This window comes from Bartonella sp. AP30XZML (genome assembly GCF_042195945.1).
Lineage (GTDB): Bacteria > Pseudomonadota > Alphaproteobacteria > Rhizobiales > Rhizobiaceae > Bartonella.
The window spans coordinates 103,915-123,387 of the sequence record NZ_JBHIPJ010000077.1 but is presented as its reverse complement, the minus strand read 5'-3'; the positions used below and the strand labels follow the sequence as shown (position 1 = coordinate 123,387).

Genomic DNA, 19,473 nt, shown 5'->3' with positions numbered 1-19,473 from the left:
TTTTTTTTCTTCTTTGGAATCGTTAAGAAGGTCAGATTAAACCTTATTGAAGCTACAGAACCTAAAGAAACAGTCGCTTTCTTGAAAAAATCAGAGGTAAACAAATATGCGTGAGATTTTGGATCATTTTGATATGCCATTGAATAAAAAGAGTTCTGTTCAAAAGATTCAAAATCTTTCATTCCAATCACACCCAAAACGGTTTTATAAGCAAGTGAAGATCGCTTGTGAGGAGGGCGGCTTTACGATTTTGTTGGATGAACGTCCTGTAAAAACGCCCGCAAGGCGTCATTTTCATGTGCCAACAGAAGTGTTTGCTGAATACGTTGCTCAGGAATTTGAGAACCAAAAGCACGTTGTTGATCCTGCAAAAATGCCGATGACGCGTTTGGTTAATACTGTTATTGATGGTATCGCTGATGATATGCAGGCGGTTTTTGAAGATTTATTGCGTTTCGTTGCATGTGATATGATCTTTTATCGTGCACAGACACCTAAAGAGTTGGTGCAAAAACAATCTGAACAATGGGATCCTTTATTAGATTGGGCAGAAAAAAAACTGGGTGCGCGGTTTTATTTGACAGAAGGGCTGATGCATGTGGAACAATCACCAGAAGCACTTCAAGCTGTGAGTCATTATTTACGTAGAGTTGAGTCTGCTTATATGCTTGCGGCACTTCATATGATGACAACATTAACGGGATCTGCTCTCATTGCTCTTGCTGTTGCTGCGGGAAACATTGATGCTGATCATGCTTGGTCTATTGCCCATTTAGATGAAGATTGGATGATGGAGCAATGGGGAACGGATAAAGACACAATAGCACGCCGTGCTCATAAAAAAGTTGAATTTAATGCTGCTGCTACAATTGTTACAACTTGTTTATAGGGGAAAATCTTTTATTTACGTGCATTCTTTTCGCTCAGAGTATTTTTGTGACTTTTTGAGGATTGGTTTTTACTTTATCAAGTCCAGGAAATAGTTCATTGGTTATGGTTAAGAGCGCTTCGTCATTGCCACGGATAAAATACCATTGGTTATCGTGAAGTAGGGCAATAATTTCAGTTTGAATAGAGCATTTTTTTCCAGCATTTGTTGTGGTTACAAGCTCCACGGGTATAACAAAATAAGGGGTACCATTATCAAGGGTACCTTCACGTTTTTGTTTTTGATCAATGTTGATCGTTTCAATCTTGTAACTTTCTGCCAACCGTTCTATTTGGCTTTTCATGATTTGTAGAAATTGTGATTGATTAAGATTTTTTTTGGCGGTTAAGCGGTTGATGACTTGGGGAGGAATAGCATTTAAGATGGCATTTGCATCGGCATTTTTAAGTGCTTTACTATAAGCAGATGTTGCTTTCTCAAGAGTTGTAAGTTTTTGGTTGGTTATTGTATGTGCTTTAGTTGTTGATGTGATAAAGACAATGCATAAAAGAACGGGAACGAGAAAACAAATTCGCGGCATTAGAAACCTTTGTTAATTCATTTGAAGAGATTCAACACATTATAAAGGAAAAGCGGACGAGCAAAAAGCCTCTTGCGCTTTTGCATGAGAAGAATATCCACAAAAATGGAGGCTTTTGCCTCCATTTTTAAAATCAAAAGAATGCGTATTGATTGTTTAAACAGAATAGTACATATCAAATTCAACAGGATGGGGTGTTGTTTCGTAACGCAAGACTTCTTGCATCTTTACTTGAATGAAGGAATTAATCTGATCATCATCAAAAACGTCGCCAGCTTTAAGAAAGCCACGATCTTTGTCAAGTGCTTCAAGCGCTTCACGCAGGCTTCCTGAAACAGTAGGGATTTCTTTAAGTTCCTTTAAGGGAAGATCATAAAGATCTTTATCCATAGCATGTCCGGGATGAATTTTGTTTTTGATACCGTCAAGACCAGCCATTAAAAGGGCTGCAAATGCCAAATAGGGATTTGCTGTTGGGTCTGGAAAACGAACTTCTACGCGTTTTGAATTTGGTGAGGAGCTCATAGGAATACGGCAAGATGCAGAACGATTACGTGCTGAATAGGCAAGAAGAACAGGAGCTTCATAACCAGGAACCAAACGTTTATAGGAGTTTGTGGATGGGTTGGTAAAAGCATTTATTGCTTTTGCGTGCTTAATAACACCACCGATAAAAAACAGACAGGTTTCTGATAGTCCGGCATATTCATTTCCTGCAAAAATGGGTTTGCCATCTTTCCAAATGGAAATGTGGACATGCATTCCAGAGCCGTTATCACCAAAAACTGGTTTTGGCATGAAGGTTGCTGTTTTCCCATAACTGTTTGCTATTTGATGTACAACATATTTAAAAATTTGCATCTTGTCAGCCTCGCGAACAAGTGTATCAAAACGAATACCCAATTCATGTTGGCCTGCTGCTACTTCGTGATGGTGTTTTTCGACCTGTACGCCCATATCCTTGAGTGCTGTGAGCATTTCAGAACGCATATCTTGGCAGGAGTCAATCGGCGGAACAGGAAGGTAGCCTCCCTTTATTCGTGGGCGATGCCCTAGATTTCCTGTTTCATATTCCGTATCATTATTAGAGGGAAGTTCACTTGAATCGAGTTTAAACTCTGTGTTGTAAGGGTCCGTTTTATAGCGTACATCATCAAAGATAAAAAACTCAGCTTCTGGACCCACATTGATTGTATCTCCAATGTTTAAAGATTTCATATAAACCTCAGCCCTTTTGGCGATAGAACGAGGATCTCTACGATAAAACTCACCAGAGACAGGATCAAGTACATCACAAAATATGACCAAAGTAGATTGAGCAAAAAAAGGATCAATATGTGCTGTTGCTGGATCTGGCATTAAAACCATGTCAGATTCATTAATTGTTTTCCAACCAGCAATTGAAGAACCATCAAACATGACACCATCACTAAAAGTATCCTCGCTGATCTCTGCGATATCCATTGTAATGTGATGCAATTTTCCTCGTGGATCAGTAAAACGTAAATCAACAAAACGGATTTCGTTGTCTGTAATCTGTTTGATAATATCTGATGCGGTTGTCATATTCAATTTCCTTAATATGGCGTTGAGGTGGATAAAAAAGTGAATTTTCTCGTTATTTATTAAAGGGCATCGATACCGGTTTCGTCCGTGCCTATACGAATTGCATCATCAATGGAAAAGACAAATATCTTTCCATCCCCTATATGTTTGGTTTGAGCTGCTTTACGTATTGCATCAACAGTTTGTTCCAGTTTTTCATCGGACACAACAATTTCAATCTTTACTTTAGGTAGAAAGTCAACAACATATTTCGTACCACGATAAAGTTCTGTATGTTCCCTTTGACGACCAAAACCTTTCGCTTCTGTTACTGTAATACCATGTAACCCAATTTTTTGAAGCGCTTCTTTCACTTCATCAAGTTTGAAAGGTTTTATAATGGCTTCAATTTTTTTCATGCTGAAATTATCTCCAACGTTATTTTGTCTTTTTAGACTGCATCACATTATATTGACAACTGTAAGATGTCCAACAGATACTTTGTGCACAAAAAGTCGAAAATAATGATACTCTAAGCTCTTTTAGGAGAGTTTCTTTTGTAGAATACAGCCAAATACTGTTTTTTGGGAAAAAAACTTACAATTCTTATACAAGAATTCAAATAATATAATAAAAGAGTTTTGTTTCTTTTTTGTTAGATAATATCTTGACTTATAAGGATAATTAGACTCTCTCCACATTAAATGAGAAATTCTAATAGCGTAAGATTTTCTCATTTTAGATCTTTTTATCGTCAATCAATCAAAACGATACTTTTATATATCATAAATAGTTATGAGTGTGTGGATAACAACATTTGAAAAAATAAATAAAATGCTTTTTATGAAAGCTTTCGATAACTAAAGGCTTTACAATATTAGGGAGTAGGGAAGACAAATATTGGAAAAAAGTGTGATGATGCCGATTATGCTTCTTCGTAAACGTAAAGATGGTGGTGTACAATAATGAGTTTATCATTATAGCATTCATAGGAGCCGTCGTGAAATGGGCTTGAGAGCATTGAGAAATGTTTCTTTAAAACAGATGTGGGAATTGGCAACGCAAATATATTCCGTTTGGGGCGTTTTGTCCCTTCGTGAGGAATGTGATCTTCATTAAGGAACGCGATAAATAAAAGCGTGAAGCAATGGCAATCTTCATTATAAGATATTGCTGTGGATGTCTTTGAAAATCATAAAGATAAATTAAAAGGAAATGGAAAGATAGGAACTTATTTATACTCTTAAAACTTCGTATTCTTCCCAGTTTAGGCTGTCTGGTCGTTTCAGGTATAAACAAAACAGAGAATAAATACGCAATTATGCGCCCATTCTTATTTGATAATACGACAACTGAAACAGCTTATAAAGCGCTAAATTGTTTTTAGTCTTTGCTTCAAACATGTTGCACCACTGGAATTAGGTGTTGGTTTACAGGTAATAATAAAAGTACAGGCTTTGTTAGTATGCTGTATTTTACAATGGAAAGCGTTTCTAAGAATTGGAATTATAGAGAGATGGGCGCAGTAAAACATCTTTTAGAAATTTTCCCGTATAGGAAGCGGGAACCTTAATGATGTCTTCAGGGCGTCCAATGGCAACGATTTCACCACCGCGATCTCCACCTTCTGGTCCTAAATCAATAATCCAGTCGGCTGTCTTTATAACATCAAGGTTATGTTCAATGACTATAACTGTGTTGCCTTGCTCGACTAGTTCGTGAAGCACTTCAAGAAGTTTGGAAATATCATGAAAATGTAAACCTGTTGTCGGTTCATCCAAAATATAGAGTGTACGTCCCGTTGTTTTACGAGAAAGTTCTTTCGCAAGTTTTACACGTTGTGCTTCCCCACCAGAAAGTGTGGTTGCTTGCTGTCCTACTTTTATGTAACCCAATCCTACTTTAATGAGAGTTTCCATTTTATTATGAATAGCGGGAATAGCTTGGAAAAATTCCTCTGCCTTTTCAATTGTCATATCCAAAATATCGGCTATAGACTGTCCTTTGAATTTTATTTCTAGTGTTTCTCGGTTATAGCGTTTTCCTTTACAGACATCGCAAGTAACATAGACATCAGGTAAAAAGTGCATTTCAATTTTGATGACTCCATCACCTTGACACGCTTCGCAACGTCCTCCTTTAACATTAAATGAAAAACGCCCAGCTTTGTAACCGCGGGCTTTTGATTCTGGAAGATCGGCAAACCACTCACGAATCGGTGTAAAAGCGCCTGTATAGGTTGCGGGATTAGAGCGTGGGGTGCGTCCAATAGGGGACTGATTGATATCGATGACTTTATCAAGAAATTCTAATCCTTCAATTTTGTCATAGCTGGCAGGGCTGTGATGAGAGCCCATGATATGATGTGATGCTGCTTTGAAAAGCGTTTCAATAAGAAATGTTGATTTTCCTCCTCCAGAAACACCAGTTATGCATGTGAAGGTTCCAAGAGGAATATTCGCATTGATATTTTTGAGGTTATTGCCTTTGGCGCCGATGATTTTAAGTATTTTCGTTTTTGATATTTTGCGTCGCTCTGTCGGCATTTTAACAGCCATTTTTCCTGAAAGGTATTGGCCTGTGAGAGAGGCTGAATTTTCTATAATTTCCTGCGGTGTCCCTTGCGCTATGATTTCTCCACCATGAACGCCCGCGGCAGGCCCCATATCGACAACATGATCCGCTGTGAGAATAGCATCTTCATCATGTTCAACAACAATAACTGTATTGCCAAGATTGCGCAAATGGCGCAGCATTTCCAACAGGCGTTCGTTATCGCGTTGGTGTAAACCGATAGATGGTTCATCTAAAATATAAAGAACGCCTGTAAGACCAGAACCAATTTGGGATGCCAACCGAATGCGTTGGCTTTCTCCACCTGAAAGCGTTCCTGAATTTCGAGACAAGGTAAGATATTCCAATCCTACATGATTTAAAAAAGCCAAACGTTCACGAATTTCTTTTAAAATACGTACGGCGATATTACGTTGTTTTTCTGTGAGATATTGATGAACATTGGCAAACCAATCATCTGCTTTTAGAATAGAAAGATCTGATATTTGCCCAATATGCATTCCGTTGATTTTTACAGCAAGTGCCTCTGGTTTTAAACGATAACCGTGACAAGCTGGGCAGGGCGAAGAAGACATATAACGTTCGATTTCTTCTCGAGACCAAGCAGAATCGGTTTCTTTCCAGCGTCTCTCCATATAAGGGATGATTCCTTCAAAAGGTTGGGTCGTTTTATGCGAACCAGAATTATTTTTATAGATAAAAGAAATTTCATCTCTTTTTGTACCGTAGAGAATAGCCTGTTGTGCTTCATTAGAGAGTTCACACCATTGATCTGTGAGTTTGAAACCGTAAGCTTTTCCTAATGCTTCTAGGGTTTGGCTATAATAAAGTGAATCCGATTTAGCCCAAGGAGCAATGGCGCCATTTTTGAGGGTAAGATTTTTATTGGGCACAATTTTCAGTGGATCCATTGCTTTTTTGATGCCCAGTCCATCGCAGAGAGGACAGGCGCCAAAAGGATTATTAAACGAAAAAAGGCGTGGTTCAATTTCAGGAATAGAAAAACCCGATACAGGGCAGGAAAACTTTTCTGAAAAAATGAGCCGTTTGTGTGTATTATTTTTCGACTTATGAGCAGATTCCTTTGTCGTTTCTTTTTGTGCTAAGGGTTGGTCTGCCATTTCAGCAATGGCAAGCCCATTTGCTAGCTGTAAACAGGTTTCTATACTATCAGCCAAGCGAGAGGTGATATCCTTCTGTACAACAATGCGGTCTACCACGACATCGATGTCGTGTTTATATTTTTTATCAAGAGGTGGAATATCAGCGATTTCATAGAATTTTCCATCAACTTTAGCGCGTTGAAATCCTCTTTTTAAAAGTTCTGTTAGCTCTTTTTTATATTCTCCCTTTCGTCCTCGCACCAAAGGGGCCATAATAAAAATTCGCGTTCCTTCTGGTAAGGACATAATTTGATCCACCATTTGGCTTACTGTCTGGCTTTCAATAGGAAGTCCTGTCACAGGAGAATGAGGAATACCAATACGTGCAAAGAGAAGACGCATGTAATCGTGGATTTCAGTAACGGTACCTACCGTTGAACGAGGATTGCGGCTGGTTGTTTTTTGTTCAATGGAGATAGCTGGAGAGAGACCGTCTATACGGTCGACATCAGGTTTTTGCATGACTTCCAAAAATTGGCGTGCATAGGCTGAAAGGCTTTCGACATAGCGACGCTGTCCTTCAGCGTAAATTGTATCAAACGCTAAGGATGATTTCCCTGATCCAGAAAGTCCTGTTATAACAATGAGTTTATCACGAGGAAGATCGAGATCAATATTTTTAAGGTTATGCTCACGTGCACCGCGAATGGAGATATATTTTTGATGAGTCATACTTTATCCTTGGCATATGTGGCAAAAATTGAGCACCTAAAATGGAATAAAACTGTTTTTTTAGAATTACAATGTGTTTAACTGCTTTAATGCTAAAGGAAGGTATAAGTTTTGTGAAAAGAAAAATACAAATGAGCAGCTTTTTATTCTCTTGTGGTGGAATAAACTATGCGTCTTTATCATCTTTTGTTATAATTACACGGATACAATATTGGGAAAGGATAGCAATATCCATATTGAAGGTCAATTGCAGACATGTAAATTGAAGGTCGAGATGGTTATAACTGTTATAAAACAGAGTATTTTACGAATTAAAATTTTGGAGTTTATGCGATGGCTGGTAGCCTTAATAAAGTTATTCTGATTGGTAATCTTGGTGCGGATCCTGAAATCCGCCGTTTGAATTCTGGTGACCAAGTGGCAAATTTACGTATTGCTACTTCAGAAAGTTGGCGTGATAGGAATACAAATGAGCGAAAAGAACGCACTGAGTGGCATAATATTGTTATTTTTAATGAAAACCTTGTCAAAGTTGCAGAGCAATATTTAAAAAAAGGCAGCAAAATTTACATTGAGGGGCAGTTACAGACAAGAAAATGGCAAGATCAAAATGGAAATGACCGTTATACAACAGAGGTTGTTTTGCAAAAGTACCGTGGCGAATTACAAATGCTTGATGGGCGGGGAGCCGCGGGCGGGGAGCAAGGAGCAAGTCAAGGGGGGAGTTATAGTGGTGGCTTTGCCGATAGTAACTCAAATCAGAGAAATACGTTTGGTCAAAATAATAATCAATTGGGAGAAAATTTTTCACACAAATTAGATGATGACGTACCTTTTTAAGAGTCTTTATTTGTCGTATTACGATTACTTTATGATTTGTTTGTTTCAGATTTTTGAAGTTTAGCGAAGTGAAAATTGTTGATTATTATTGGTAATTTTAACATAAATTAATAACATATTGAAAAATATTGTTAAATGACTTTTTGTCATGGGGGAGAAATTAGCATTTTGGTGTATTTTTCGATATAAATAAAGTGAAATGATTCTTTTTTGAAAGTTTTAAAATTGTGACCGATCTTACTCCACACCCAGAACGTGATGTGCTAACAGGTATTGAACCAATCAGTATTATTGATGAAATGCAACGCTCCTATCTCGATTATGCGATGAGCGTGATTGTTTCACGTGCACTCCCTGATGTTCGTGATGGTCTTAAGCCTGTTCATCGACGTATCCTTTATGCTATGAATGAGATGGGGCTTTCTTTTAATAAGTCATATCGTAAATCTGCTGGTGTTGTTGGTGAGGTTATGGGGAAATTTCATCCCCATGGTGATGCTTCAATTTATGATGCTTTAGTACGTATGGCGCAGGACTTTTCTTTAAGAAATCCATTGATTGATGGTCAGGGAAATTTTGGTTCCGTTGATGGTGATCCACCCGCGGCTATGCGCTATACTGAGTGTCGTTTAGAAAAAGTTTCAGAAGAACTTTTAGCTGATATTGATAAAGATACTGTTGATTTTCAGGATAATTACGATGGGCGTGAGCGTGAACCGGTTGTCTTGCCAGCGCGTTTTCCCAATCTTTTGGTTAATGGGTCAGGGGGGATTGCTGTGGGAATGGCAACCAATATTCCTCCCCATAATCTTGGTGAAGTCGTTGATGGTTGTATCGCTTTGATTGATAATCCCGATATCACACTCGATAAAATAATTGAAATTATTCCTGGTCCGGATTTTCCTACAGGGGGTATTATCCTTGGCCACTCTGGTGTTCGTGCAGCTTATGAAACAGGGCGTGGCTCAATCATTATGCGTGCTAAAGTTGAGATCGAAGAAATTCGCAGTGGTCGACAAGCAATTATTGTGAGTGAGATCCCTTATCAAGTTAATAAGGCAACAATGATTGAGAAAATGGCTGAATTGGTGCGCGATAAACGCATTGAGGGAATCTCTGATTTGCGTGACGAATCTGATCGTGATGGATATCGCGTTGTTATTGAGCTGAAGAAAGATGTTGTTGCGGAAGTTGTTTTAAACCAATTATATCGGTATACGCCGCTACAAACTTCCTTTGGTTGTAATATGGTTGCTTTGAATGGGGGAAAACCCGAACAGATGACGTTGCTTGATATGCTTCGTGCATTTGTTTCTTTTCGGGAAGAAGTTGTCAGTCGGCGAACAAAATATCTTTTGCGTAAAGCGCGTGAGCGAGCACATGTTTTGGTTGGACTTGCCCTTGCTGTTGCCAATATTGATGAAATTATAGCGCTTATTCGCAAAGCTCCTGATCCGCAGACAGCACGTGCACAGTTAATGGAGCGACGCTGGCCAGCGATGGATGTCGCGCCTTTGATTAAACTTATTGATGATCCTCGTCATATTATTCATGAGGATGGTACTTATAATCTCTCTGAAGAACAGGCGCGTGCTATTTTAGAATTGCGTTTGCAACGATTGACAGCCCTTGGGCGTGATGAAATCGCTGATGAATTGAATAAAATTGGTGTGGATATTGCTGACTATCTTGAGATCTTGGCATCACGTGTACGCATTATGTGTATTGTTAAGGATGAGTTGAGTGCTCTTCGTGAGGAATTTGCAACGCCGCGACGTACCGTATTTGGTTTTGGTAGCGCTGAGATGGAGAGTGAAGATCTGATCGCATCAGAGGATATGGTGGTAACGGTAAGCCATAGTGGCTATATTAAGCGTGTGCCTCTTAATACCTATCGTGCACAGCGACGTGGTGGTAAGGGGCGTTCTGGTATGTCCACGAAGGATGAGGATTTTGTAACGCGGTTGTTTGTTGCCAATACGCATACTCCGGTTCTTTTCTTTTCATCACGTGGGATTGTTTATAAGGAAAAAGTTTGGCGACTGCCGCTGGGGACACCCCAATCGCGTGGGCGGGCTTTGATCAATATGCTTCCCTTACAACAAGGTGAGCGTATTACAACGATTATGCCTTTGCCTGAAGATGAAGCGAGCTGGAGTGCATTAGATATTATGTTCGCGACAACACGTGGAACTGTGCGTCGTAATAAATTATCAGATTTCGTTCAGGTTAATCGTAATGGTAAAATTGCGATGAAACTTGATGAAGAAGATGAAATTCTTTCTGTTGAAACCTGTACAGAACATGATGATGTTGTTCTAACAACAGCCAATGGACAATGTATCCGTTTTCCAGTTGTTGATGTTCGGGTCTTTGCTGGGCGTAATTCTGTGGGAGTTCGTGGTATCAATTTAGCTAAAGGCGATAAAGTCATTTCGATGACAATTTTAGAGCATGTCGAGGCGACGTCCATTGAGCGTTCTGCTTATATTAAACGTGTAATGAGTGAACGGCGTGCTTCTGGTGCAGATGCTGATATTGAAGATATTATAACTCTTGATGAGGAAGATGGGGGTGCTGAAACAGAGTTAACAGATGAACGTTATGCAGAACTTCATGCACGTGAACAAATGCTTTTGACGGTGAGTGAGTTTGGTTATGGTAAACGCTCTTCTTCCTATGAGTTCCGGATTTCGGGACGTGGCGGAAAAGGGATTCGCGCAACAGATCCATCTAAAACAGCTGAAATTGGTAAATTAGTAGCGGCTTTTCCGGTGAAGGCGCAAGATCAAATTATGTTGGTATCAGATGGGGGGCAGCTTATTCGTGTCCCTATTGAGGGAATTCGTACTGCTGGGCGCTCAACTAAGGGCGTTACGATTTTTAATACAGCTGAAGGTGAAAGAGTCGTATCGGTTGAACGTATTTCTGAACCTGAAGATGATACGAGTTCATTAGATGATGAAAGTGTGAAGCATTCTGATACGATTGATATGAGCGAAGAAAAATAATTTTGAAGAGGAAGGAGTAAAATCATGAAAATTGCTCTTTACGCAGGTTCATTTGATCCTCTTACAAACGGTCATCTTGATGTTTTAAAAGGGTGTTTTGTGTTAGCTGATAAGGTGGTCGTCGCTATAGGTATACAGGCTGACAAAAAAACACTCTTTAGCTTTGAAGAGCGTGTTGATTTCATTATGCAGGTAGGGAAAGACTTGTTTGGTGCAGATTCTAATCGATTGCAGGTTCTTTCATTTAGTAACCTTCTCATTGAGAAGGCGCGTGAAGTTGGTGCTTCATTTCTCGTTCGTGGATTGCGTGATGGTACTGATCTTGATTATGAAATGCAAATGGCAGGGATGAATGGCATTCTGGCTCCTGAATTGCAAACTGTTTTTTTGCCGGCAAGTGTTTCTGGGCGTGCGATAACTTCTACATTGGTACGCCAAATTGCCTCTATGGGAGGTGATGTGACACCATTTGTACCGCCCAATGTTGCACAAGCTTTAAGCTTGAAATACCAATCTTTTAAGGGAGAATAAGTGTGTCTCGTAGAATTTTTGCTGTTTTGATATGTGTATTTTGTTTTTTTTCATTGTCCCCTGTCGCTGGTAATCCTAGCCCAGCAAGTGATGCAAGCCTTCTTGTTTTATCTCTCAACAATGGTGATGTTGTTATTCGTCTGCGTCCTGATTTGGCGCCAAAACATGTTGCGCAAATCAAAAGATTAACAGAGGAAGGGGCCTATAATAATGTTGTTTTTCATCGTGTAATTCCTGGCTTTATGGCACAAACTGGTGATGTAGAATTTGGAAAAAAGGGCAGTAGAGATTTTGATCTGAAACGCGTTGGTATGGGGGGCTCAAATTATCCTAATATACCGGCAGAGTTTTCAAAACAGCCGTTTAAGCGTGGTACAGTTGGGATGGCACGATCACAAGATCCGGATTCCGCGAATTCTCAATTCTTCATTTGTTTTGATGATACTGCTTTTTTAAACGGTCAGTATACGGTTGTTGGAGAGGTTATAAAGGGGATGGATGTTGTTGATAAAATAAAAAAAGGTACGACAAGTAATAATGGATCTGTAAAAAATCCTGATGTTATTAATGCTGCTACTTTACAAGTTGAGAAATGAATCAAGGGAGCTTTCCATATGGCTGAGAATAAAAATCTAGAGAATACTTTAATTCTTGAAACAACAAAGGGCAGAGTTGTTATTGAGCTTTTTGCTGATTTAGCACCTTGTCATGTTGCACGTATTAAAGAACTGGTACGTGAAGGTGCTTATGATAATGTTATTTTCCATCGCGTTATTGATGGTTTTATGGCGCAAACAGGGGATGTGCAATTTGGAAAGAAGGATAGTGATAAATTCGATTTATCACGTGCTGGTATGGGGGGGGCAGAAAAAATAAATTTAACAGCAGAGTTTTCAAATCTTTCTCATAAGCGTGGTACAGTTTCTATGGCACGTAGTCAGAATCCAAATTCTGCTAATTCTCAGTTTTTTATTTGTTTTGCAGATGCTCCGTGGCTTGATCGTCAATATTCCATATGGGGACAGGTTGTTGAAGGTATGGAAAATGTTGACAAAATTAAACGTGGTGAACCTGTTGCAGATCCAGATTCAATTACCAAAGCCGTTATTGCTGCGGATGCAAAATAGTATAAATTATACTGACTTCAATTGTAAGTTTCTAAGAAAAAATACTCTTTTCTGATCAATAAAGGCACACAAAACTATTTTGTAGTATCACGCTTACCTTTTATAATTTCGAGCTAAGAATTGTCCATATATTTACTTCAATCGGATCTTCCTGAAGAGTATAATGTAAAGGATTTGTACAAACACCTGTCAGAATAAGAAAACGCAAAGTCTGTTATGTTATGGTTTTTGTTTGGAAAAGTGTTTTATAAAAAATTCGGCATTTCTCTTCAATTTATTGTTGGTCTATTAATGGTTTTATGATGTTATTTTCCTGAGAGAGCGTGTGCTTTTGTTGCTGCTTGTAAATCAACATCCAATCCTAATGCAGCCGCACACATATTAATACGGATAAGAGCCTTACTAGCTGCTCCAGTTTTGCCTAGCAAGGTGGAAAATCAGCGTTTATGTATATTGGTGTAATCTTTAAAATAAGAATTAATCTTAGAAGAATATAATAAAGGCGCAGAAGTGAAACAAATGGCTAGTCTTGCCATCTCCTTTTTAATTCAACTTTACTTTTTTTAAGTATCTAATGCAATATCTTTTAAATAATGAAGATTATGCATGGACTTACGCTTTTATTTTTCTCGTTTTTTAATAGAGGAACGCTCCAAATGGAATATACTTAATGTTGCACATTTACGTGTTTTTTAAGAAGCATTTCTCAGTACATATCAACATTCACTTCCATAATGACGTTCGTGGCGTGTATAGTTTTAAAGCTATAAATCTATTATGCACCACCATCTTTAAAGCTTGTGAAGGAGCAAGAGGGGGACATCATACGCTTTTTCAGCCTCTAATGTTACGATAGAGCTTTTGATATTTGAGAATCTTTACAAAAAGCATTTTTAGTTTTTTTAAGTGTTTTTACACGTTAATTCCTTTTGTGAATTATCTCAAGTGCCAAGAGCTATCTCAATATTGTAAGGGGATAAATGATTATGCTCATTTGCGCTTTTATTAAGCGTGGGGATCGCCGTGCTCAGCAGATGAAAAATTTTTATCTGTAAAAGTAAACAATATTGTAGGCTGTACAATGCGTTCAGAATTTTCTTCTATGCGTACAAAGTTATTGCTTATGGAAGTATGTTAAGATGAGATTATTGTGATAATAATTTTGTAGTTCTATTAAGGCTTTAGTGCGTTAAGCGTAGGTATTTTGAGGTATGATATTATAAGGATTTTACTATTTTTCTGGAGCTAGATTATTACTTTTATTATGGTGATTTCTTAACAAGAAATGTTCTTTTATCTCGTTTAATTTTTTATGCTGGTTACAATATTGAGCGAATCAAAAATTAATTCATAAAGCTTATGACAATGCTCGTAAGGGGATATCTTTTTTCTTTCTATAGAGATATGCAGTGATGGAATCAAAAAGACGAGAGTTATGATAAAGACATTTCATTATAGAAAAATTGCTCAAGATGGGTATGCACGTCGAGGCGAAATTATAACGGGGCGAGGATGTGTTCGTACACCTGCATTTATGCCTGTTGGAACGGCAGGAACCGTTAAGGCTATGTATATGGATCAGATACGTGATCTTGGTGCAGATATCATTTTAGGGAATACTTATCATTTAATGTTACGTCCAGGAGCTGAACGTGTTGCGCGTTTGGGAGGATTACATGAATTTTCACGCTGGAGCGGACCTATTTTAACCGATTCTGGTGGCTTTCAGGTTATGTCATTGGCGGGAATCCGTAAAATTACTGAACAAGGTGTGATTTTTCGCTCTTACATTAATGGAGCTTACTATGAAATGAGTCCAGAGCGTTCTATCGAAATTCAAGGACTTCTTGGTGCAGATATCCAGATGCAGTTGGATCAATGTATTGCATTACCAGCAACTGAAAAAGAAATGGAAGAAGCTATGGAACTTTCATTGCGGTGGGCGTTGCGTTGTAAAACAGCTTTTGGAGATCAGCCAGATAAAGCATTGTTTGGGATTGTTCAAGGTGGTGATAATATGAAACTGCGTGAACGTTCTGCTCAAGCATTAAAAGAAATCGATTTAAAAGGTTACGCTATTGGAGGGCTTGCTGTTGGTGAGCCGCAGAGTGTTATGACAGCAGTATTGGATACTACTTGTCCGATTTTACCAGAGGATAAACCACGCTATCTTATGGGAGTAGGGACACCTGATGATATTTTACAAAGTGTTGCACGTGGTGTTGATATGTTTGATTGTGTTATGCCAACGCGTGCAGGACGTCATGGTTTAGCTTTTACCCGCTTTGGTAGAATTAATTTGCGTAATGCGCGTTATGCAGAAGATCCACATCCTCTTGATCCACAGTCACTTTGTCCAGCAACACATGATTATAGTTGTGCTTATTTGCATCATTTGATCAAATCTGGTGAATCTCTTGGGGGGATGTTGTTGACTTGGAATAATCTTTTTTATTATCAACAACTTATGCAGGGAATTCGTGATGCCATTGAGGAAGGCTGTTATGCTGATTTTTGCGCTGAAACGTGTGCTCTATGGGCACAAGGACGCTAAAATATTAATCGTAATATAGCACCTCATTTTTTTATTGAATTTATTCTCGCACTTACAAATTTAGTTAAAAATATGAAATTAGAAACATCTTCCAAAATTATAAAATTTCACTATCTTAGGATATAACAGTGCGGTTTTATAAGGGCACATATTCTTTTCTAATTACTATATAAAACAGAAACTGTTACTCCGGTACGCGCTACCTGATCCGGAGAAAAACAGTTTTTCTGTTTCTGATGACTGTTTACAGCAACAATGTTAATGAGGCGTTAGCGAACTCTTAAAGAAGTATGAAAATTGTACTTTTATGAGCTACTTGGTGTTTTTTATTACTAAAGGTAAAGAATGGATTATATACAATCGAACAGATAAATTTTTAGAAAATTAAAATAAAGCTAAAATAAAATTACAAAATTTAAAATGTTATAATTTTATTTTTTAAGTTTTTATATATAAATTTATTTAAAATAGATTTATTTAATATTATTAATATTATAAAACTATATATATTATGTCATAATAAATTAAACAATAATCACAATAATTATAATATATTATAAAATATCAATAGATATATTGAAATAAAAATTATTATATTTATTTTATACTTTGTTTATAGAATTTATCTGAAAATAATCAATAATATATTTACGTGAATATTTTAATTTACAGATAGTGAGTTAGATATCTGATGCGATTCCTCTGTGAGGGAGGGGGAAAGATGCCTAAAAGAGGATATTTAATAAATCTAGAAACCAAGCACTATTATCATGAGAATTTTTAAAAGACTCTATAATAATTTATAAGAATGGCCTAGAGTTGAAATTATAGCTTATCGATTTGGGGGATCTGCATTTAGATAGCAAAAATAAAGCAACAATAATTGGGGGAGAGGTTTTATCTTTGTATCAAGATAATGATGAGATATTGTTCACTTGTTTGAAATGCATTATTCAGCAAATTTTAGAATTATTTATAGGGTATAGTATATCGTTGTAAAATAAATTTTTCACTGTAAATTTCAACGGTTAAAAAGAGGAGACAAAGTTTATTATCTGGTAGATCTGATAGAAATAGGTGAATACGTCTATGATCTTGAGGTTTTCAAAGATTTTCCATTAAAGAATCTTACTTAAAACTCCATAAAATGCTTTATATATCAAAATATTTCTAAAACTTTATTGGGGACTATTGGGCATGCGTATAACAATGTTTTGAATTTTTGTTTGTGTGTATTACAGATATTTACAGTTAAAACTCCTATTCAGAAGTGATGATATGAGGAATTCTTATCAACAAAAGGTTCTTGTATTGGGAATTGATTCGAGAATACGACGTTTAATAATTTTAGCTCTTGCCGTGGGCAGTTTTGCTATTGGTACTGCAGAGTTTGTTGCAATGGGGCTACTGCCAGAGATGGCACGAAGTTCCTATGTTGATATTCCTACCGCTGGTCAATATATTTCTGCTTATGCATTAGGAGTTGTGATTGGAGCACCTCTTTTAGCTGTGGCAACAGCTCAGGTATCACGCAAAACTGTTTTGATAGGATTGATGCTTTTTTATGCTTTAGCAAATATTGCTAGTGCCTTTTTTTCTGATTTTAGCATATTAGTAGTATTACGCTTTCTCAGTGGACTTCCCCATGGAATCTATTTTGGACTTGCGGCTATGGTTGCTTCTTCAATGGTAGAAATGAAAGAACGTTCTAAAGCTGTTGGATATGTTATGCTCGGCTTAACAATTGCAACCGTTTTGGGAGCACCAAGTGCTACTTGGATTGGTCAACTTATTGGTTGGCAGATTGCTTTTATCCTTGTGGGTATGATTGCTTTATTGTGTAGCTTGCTTATTTGGAATTTTTTTCCTTGTGATTCAATTTTTCCAAAAACGAATCCTTTGCAAGAAATGGGTGCATTAAAGCAAAAGCAGGTGTGGCTTCTTTTGTTGATGGTTTCGGTGGGAGCGTCAGGATTATTTTCTGTTTTTACTTATATCAAGCCAACGTTAATGCATATTTCTGGTGTTTCACTTGAGTTGGTACCATTTATCATGCCGTTAGTTGGATTGGGTATGGTGGTAGGAAATCTCTTGGGGCCTAAATTGGCCGTTAAAATTGGTATTTCGCCGATGATATTTTTGTCTATGCTTTGGAGCGTATTTGTTTTTTTTGTTTTTTTCTTTTTATCCTATGCTCCGTTAACAGCGGCAATAGGATGCTTTTTTGTTGGAACTTCTTTTGCTGCTATGCCTTCTATACAAACAAAAATTATGGATGTTGCACTACAGGGACAGATTTTGGCAGGAGCATTAATGCAGTCTGCTTTTAATATTGCCAACGCTCTTGGTGCAGAATCTGGAGCATTAGTTTTAAAATTGGGTTATAATTATGAATATACAGCTGTTTTAGGAAGTGTTCTAACTTTGTGTGGATTAATGGTTTTTTGCGTCTCATGGTATATGGAAAAGCATGCTTAATATTTTTCATTTTTAAAATGAAGAAGGAATTTTTATATTTATTTTTAGTTATTGGAATGTCCTGTTGGGTTTTTTAATATGCAGTAAGAAATGCGCAGTGCTAATGGAATAGCAAGACAAAATAAAAGACCCATGAGCACTATAAGAAGAGTTTTTGCTGCTAAGATCATTCCTATTGTTCCTCCAGGATTAAAGAGACCAGCAAGATTGGTGATGACTCCTGCTAGAGTTGCACTTAAGGCCGCTGAAAATAGTTGTACAGAGGTAAGGGATTCACTGGCACGGAGAGCATCTTCATCATTTGCACATTGTAAGATCCTTGTGAGCAAATGTGGCCATGCTATGCCCGCACTGATTCCAATAGAAAACAGTGCTAAGCAAATAATAAAAATATATTTAAGCGCGGAAACTTCTGTTGGGATGAGCCATAAAAGAATCACTATGCCTAACAGTTTTAATAGGGGCGAGTATACAATGATGTTGCGAATTTTTTTTGTGGAGACACCAGCACTTGAGATGGCTCCACATGTCCACCCTAGGCTCATAAGTGCTGCTATATAACCAGCAATAAGTGGAGCTTGTCCATGAAGCTCTTGAAGAAAAAGTGGAAAATAAAGTTCTATACTGTATACGACTGTTGTCATAACAAGTATCAATGCGTAAACAGAAAAGATTTCAGAAGAGAAAGAAAAGGATTTGCGGGGCAACATAGGATGAGGGGTAGATGATTCGATTTTTGCTAGAACAAAGAGAAGACTAAGTCCGATAACTAATCCGCAAATTTTTGCTATTGTAGACTCCATAGCCCCTCCAACAGAAATAATAAAAATCAATAAGGTGAGTATGAAAAGCTGGAGAAGAGGAAGAGGGGGTGTTGGAACATCGTTTTCATTCTTTTTTGGTAAAAATTTAAAGGCGATGAGTGAGAAAAATATAGCTAATACGCCAATGACCAAAAAGGATGCTCGCCATAGGCCATAATATACAGAAAGCCCCCCGATTGCTGGTCCTAACAAGGTTGATATTCCCCACATTCCAGAGATAATACTTAATGCATGTGACCATAAAGATGGGCTGAAAACAATCCGTACCATGGAATAGGATAGGGATAACAAAGAACCACTTCCAAATCCTTGAATAAAGCGTCCTATTAAAAACAATGGCATAGATGAAGAAATGCTGCACATAAAAGTGCCTAGGGTGAAGATAAGTCCAGAAATAACATACGCATTGCGAGGACCTAATTTCCCTAATATTTTTGTTGCAAGTGAAGTACCCACGAGTGAAGCTGTAATAAAGACAGTAGCTACCCAAGAATAATATATTTCACTCCCAATATGATTCATAAGAGAGGGTAAAATAGTAATAACAATATAAACGTTGGTGGCGTGTAACACAACTCCACCTGTAAACGTTAAAAAGCAAAGACCATTTTTACCCAATAAAAGCGCAGACCAGCCCTGTTTTTTCACTGTTTTTTGCTATTTAATAAAAATTTATCCTCTTTTT

14 protein-coding genes are annotated in these 19,473 nt (G+C 37.6%); 8 read left to right on the top strand and 6 right to left on the bottom strand.

Annotated features, from left to right (window positions below):
* The first annotated feature begins 106 nt into the window (after positions 1-106).
* The gene (locus ACFIL2_RS05900; RefSeq protein WP_375633843.1) at positions 107-889 is read left to right on the top strand and encodes an ATP12 family chaperone protein; all 783 of its coding nucleotides are present in this window, start codon (positions 107-109) and stop codon (positions 887-889) included.
* 34 nt (positions 890-923) lie between these two features.
* Here ACFIL2_RS05900 and ACFIL2_RS05895 read toward each other — a convergent pair whose 3' ends face one another.
* The 4 genes from ACFIL2_RS05895 to uvrA all read right to left on the bottom strand — a co-directional run bounded on the left by ACFIL2_RS05895 (position 924) and on the right by uvrA (position 7,423).
* Complete coding sequence (locus ACFIL2_RS05895) at positions 924-1,469, bottom strand: hypothetical protein (RefSeq protein WP_375621407.1); 546 nt, start codon at positions 1,467-1,469, stop codon at positions 924-926.
* Between the two features lie 156 nt (positions 1,470-1,625).
* Complete coding sequence (gene glnA / locus ACFIL2_RS05890; RefSeq protein WP_375680607.1) at positions 1,626-3,035, bottom strand: type I glutamate--ammonia ligase; 1,410 nt, start codon at positions 3,033-3,035, stop codon at positions 1,626-1,628.
* A gap of 59 nt (positions 3,036-3,094) precedes the next feature.
* Positions 3,095-3,433 (bottom strand): P-II family nitrogen regulator, encoded by a 339-nt coding sequence (locus ACFIL2_RS05885; RefSeq protein WP_015856528.1) that lies wholly within the window; start codon positions 3,431-3,433, stop codon positions 3,095-3,097.
* A gap of 1,074 nt (positions 3,434-4,507) precedes the next feature.
* Positions 4,508-7,423 carry an excinuclease ABC subunit UvrA gene (gene uvrA, locus ACFIL2_RS05880; RefSeq protein ID WP_375680606.1) on the bottom strand — a complete coding sequence of 972 codons (2,916 nt, stop codon included), beginning with the start codon at positions 7,421-7,423 and terminating at the stop codon, positions 4,508-4,510.
* Positions 7,424-7,756: 333 nt separating this feature from the next.
* On the opposite strand from uvrA, the gene ssb reads away from it, so the two are divergent.
* From ssb to ACFIL2_RS05855, 5 genes are all read left to right on the top strand, one after another.
* Complete coding sequence (ssb, locus tag ACFIL2_RS05875) at positions 7,757-8,263, top strand: single-stranded DNA-binding protein (RefSeq protein WP_375633841.1); 507 nt, start codon at positions 7,757-7,759, stop codon at positions 8,261-8,263.
* Between the two features lie 227 nt (positions 8,264-8,490).
* On the top strand, positions 8,491-11,274 hold the full coding sequence (gene gyrA, locus ACFIL2_RS05870; protein WP_375654997.1) for a DNA gyrase subunit A: 2,784 nt from the start codon (positions 8,491-8,493) through the stop codon (positions 11,272-11,274).
* Positions 11,275-11,298: 24 nt separating this feature from the next.
* Positions 11,299-11,805: a pantetheine-phosphate adenylyltransferase gene (gene coaD / locus ACFIL2_RS05865; RefSeq protein ID WP_375634457.1), complete on the top strand. Its 507-nt coding sequence runs from the start codon at positions 11,299-11,301 to the stop codon at positions 11,803-11,805.
* Positions 11,806-11,807: 2 nt separating this feature from the next.
* Positions 11,808-12,401, top strand: a complete 594-nt coding sequence (locus tag ACFIL2_RS05860) for a peptidylprolyl isomerase (protein ID WP_375654998.1) — start codon at positions 11,808-11,810, stop codon at positions 12,399-12,401.
* 18 nt (positions 12,402-12,419) lie between these two features.
* Positions 12,420-12,932 (top strand): peptidylprolyl isomerase, encoded by a 513-nt coding sequence (locus ACFIL2_RS05855; RefSeq protein ID WP_375654999.1) that lies wholly within the window; start codon positions 12,420-12,422, stop codon positions 12,930-12,932.
* 305 nt (positions 12,933-13,237) lie between these two features.
* On the opposite strand, the gene ACFIL2_RS05850 is transcribed toward ACFIL2_RS05855, so the two are convergent.
* Entirely contained in the window at positions 13,238-13,360 is a 123-nt protein-coding gene (locus ACFIL2_RS05850) for a hypothetical protein (RefSeq protein WP_375633837.1), read from the bottom strand.
* Between the two features lie 1,007 nt (positions 13,361-14,367).
* Between ACFIL2_RS05850 and tgt the strand changes: the two genes are divergently transcribed.
* Together tgt and ACFIL2_RS05840 are read left to right on the top strand one after the other, a co-directional pair.
* On the top strand, positions 14,368-15,486 hold the full coding sequence (gene tgt, locus ACFIL2_RS05845) for a tRNA guanosine(34) transglycosylase Tgt (RefSeq protein WP_375680605.1): 1,119 nt from the start codon (positions 14,368-14,370) through the stop codon (positions 15,484-15,486).
* 1,278 nt (positions 15,487-16,764) lie between these two features.
* A complete protein-coding gene (locus tag ACFIL2_RS05840) occupies positions 16,765-17,964 on the top strand; it encodes an MFS transporter (RefSeq protein WP_375680604.1) in 1,200 nt (399 codons plus the stop codon).
* A 44-nt stretch (positions 17,965-18,008) separates the two neighbouring features.
* Here ACFIL2_RS05840 and ACFIL2_RS05835 read toward each other — a convergent pair whose 3' ends face one another.
* Complete coding sequence (locus tag ACFIL2_RS05835; protein ID WP_375617767.1) at positions 18,009-19,436, bottom strand: MFS transporter; 1,428 nt, start codon at positions 19,434-19,436, stop codon at positions 18,009-18,011.
* Positions 19,437-19,473: the final 37 nt, after the last annotated feature.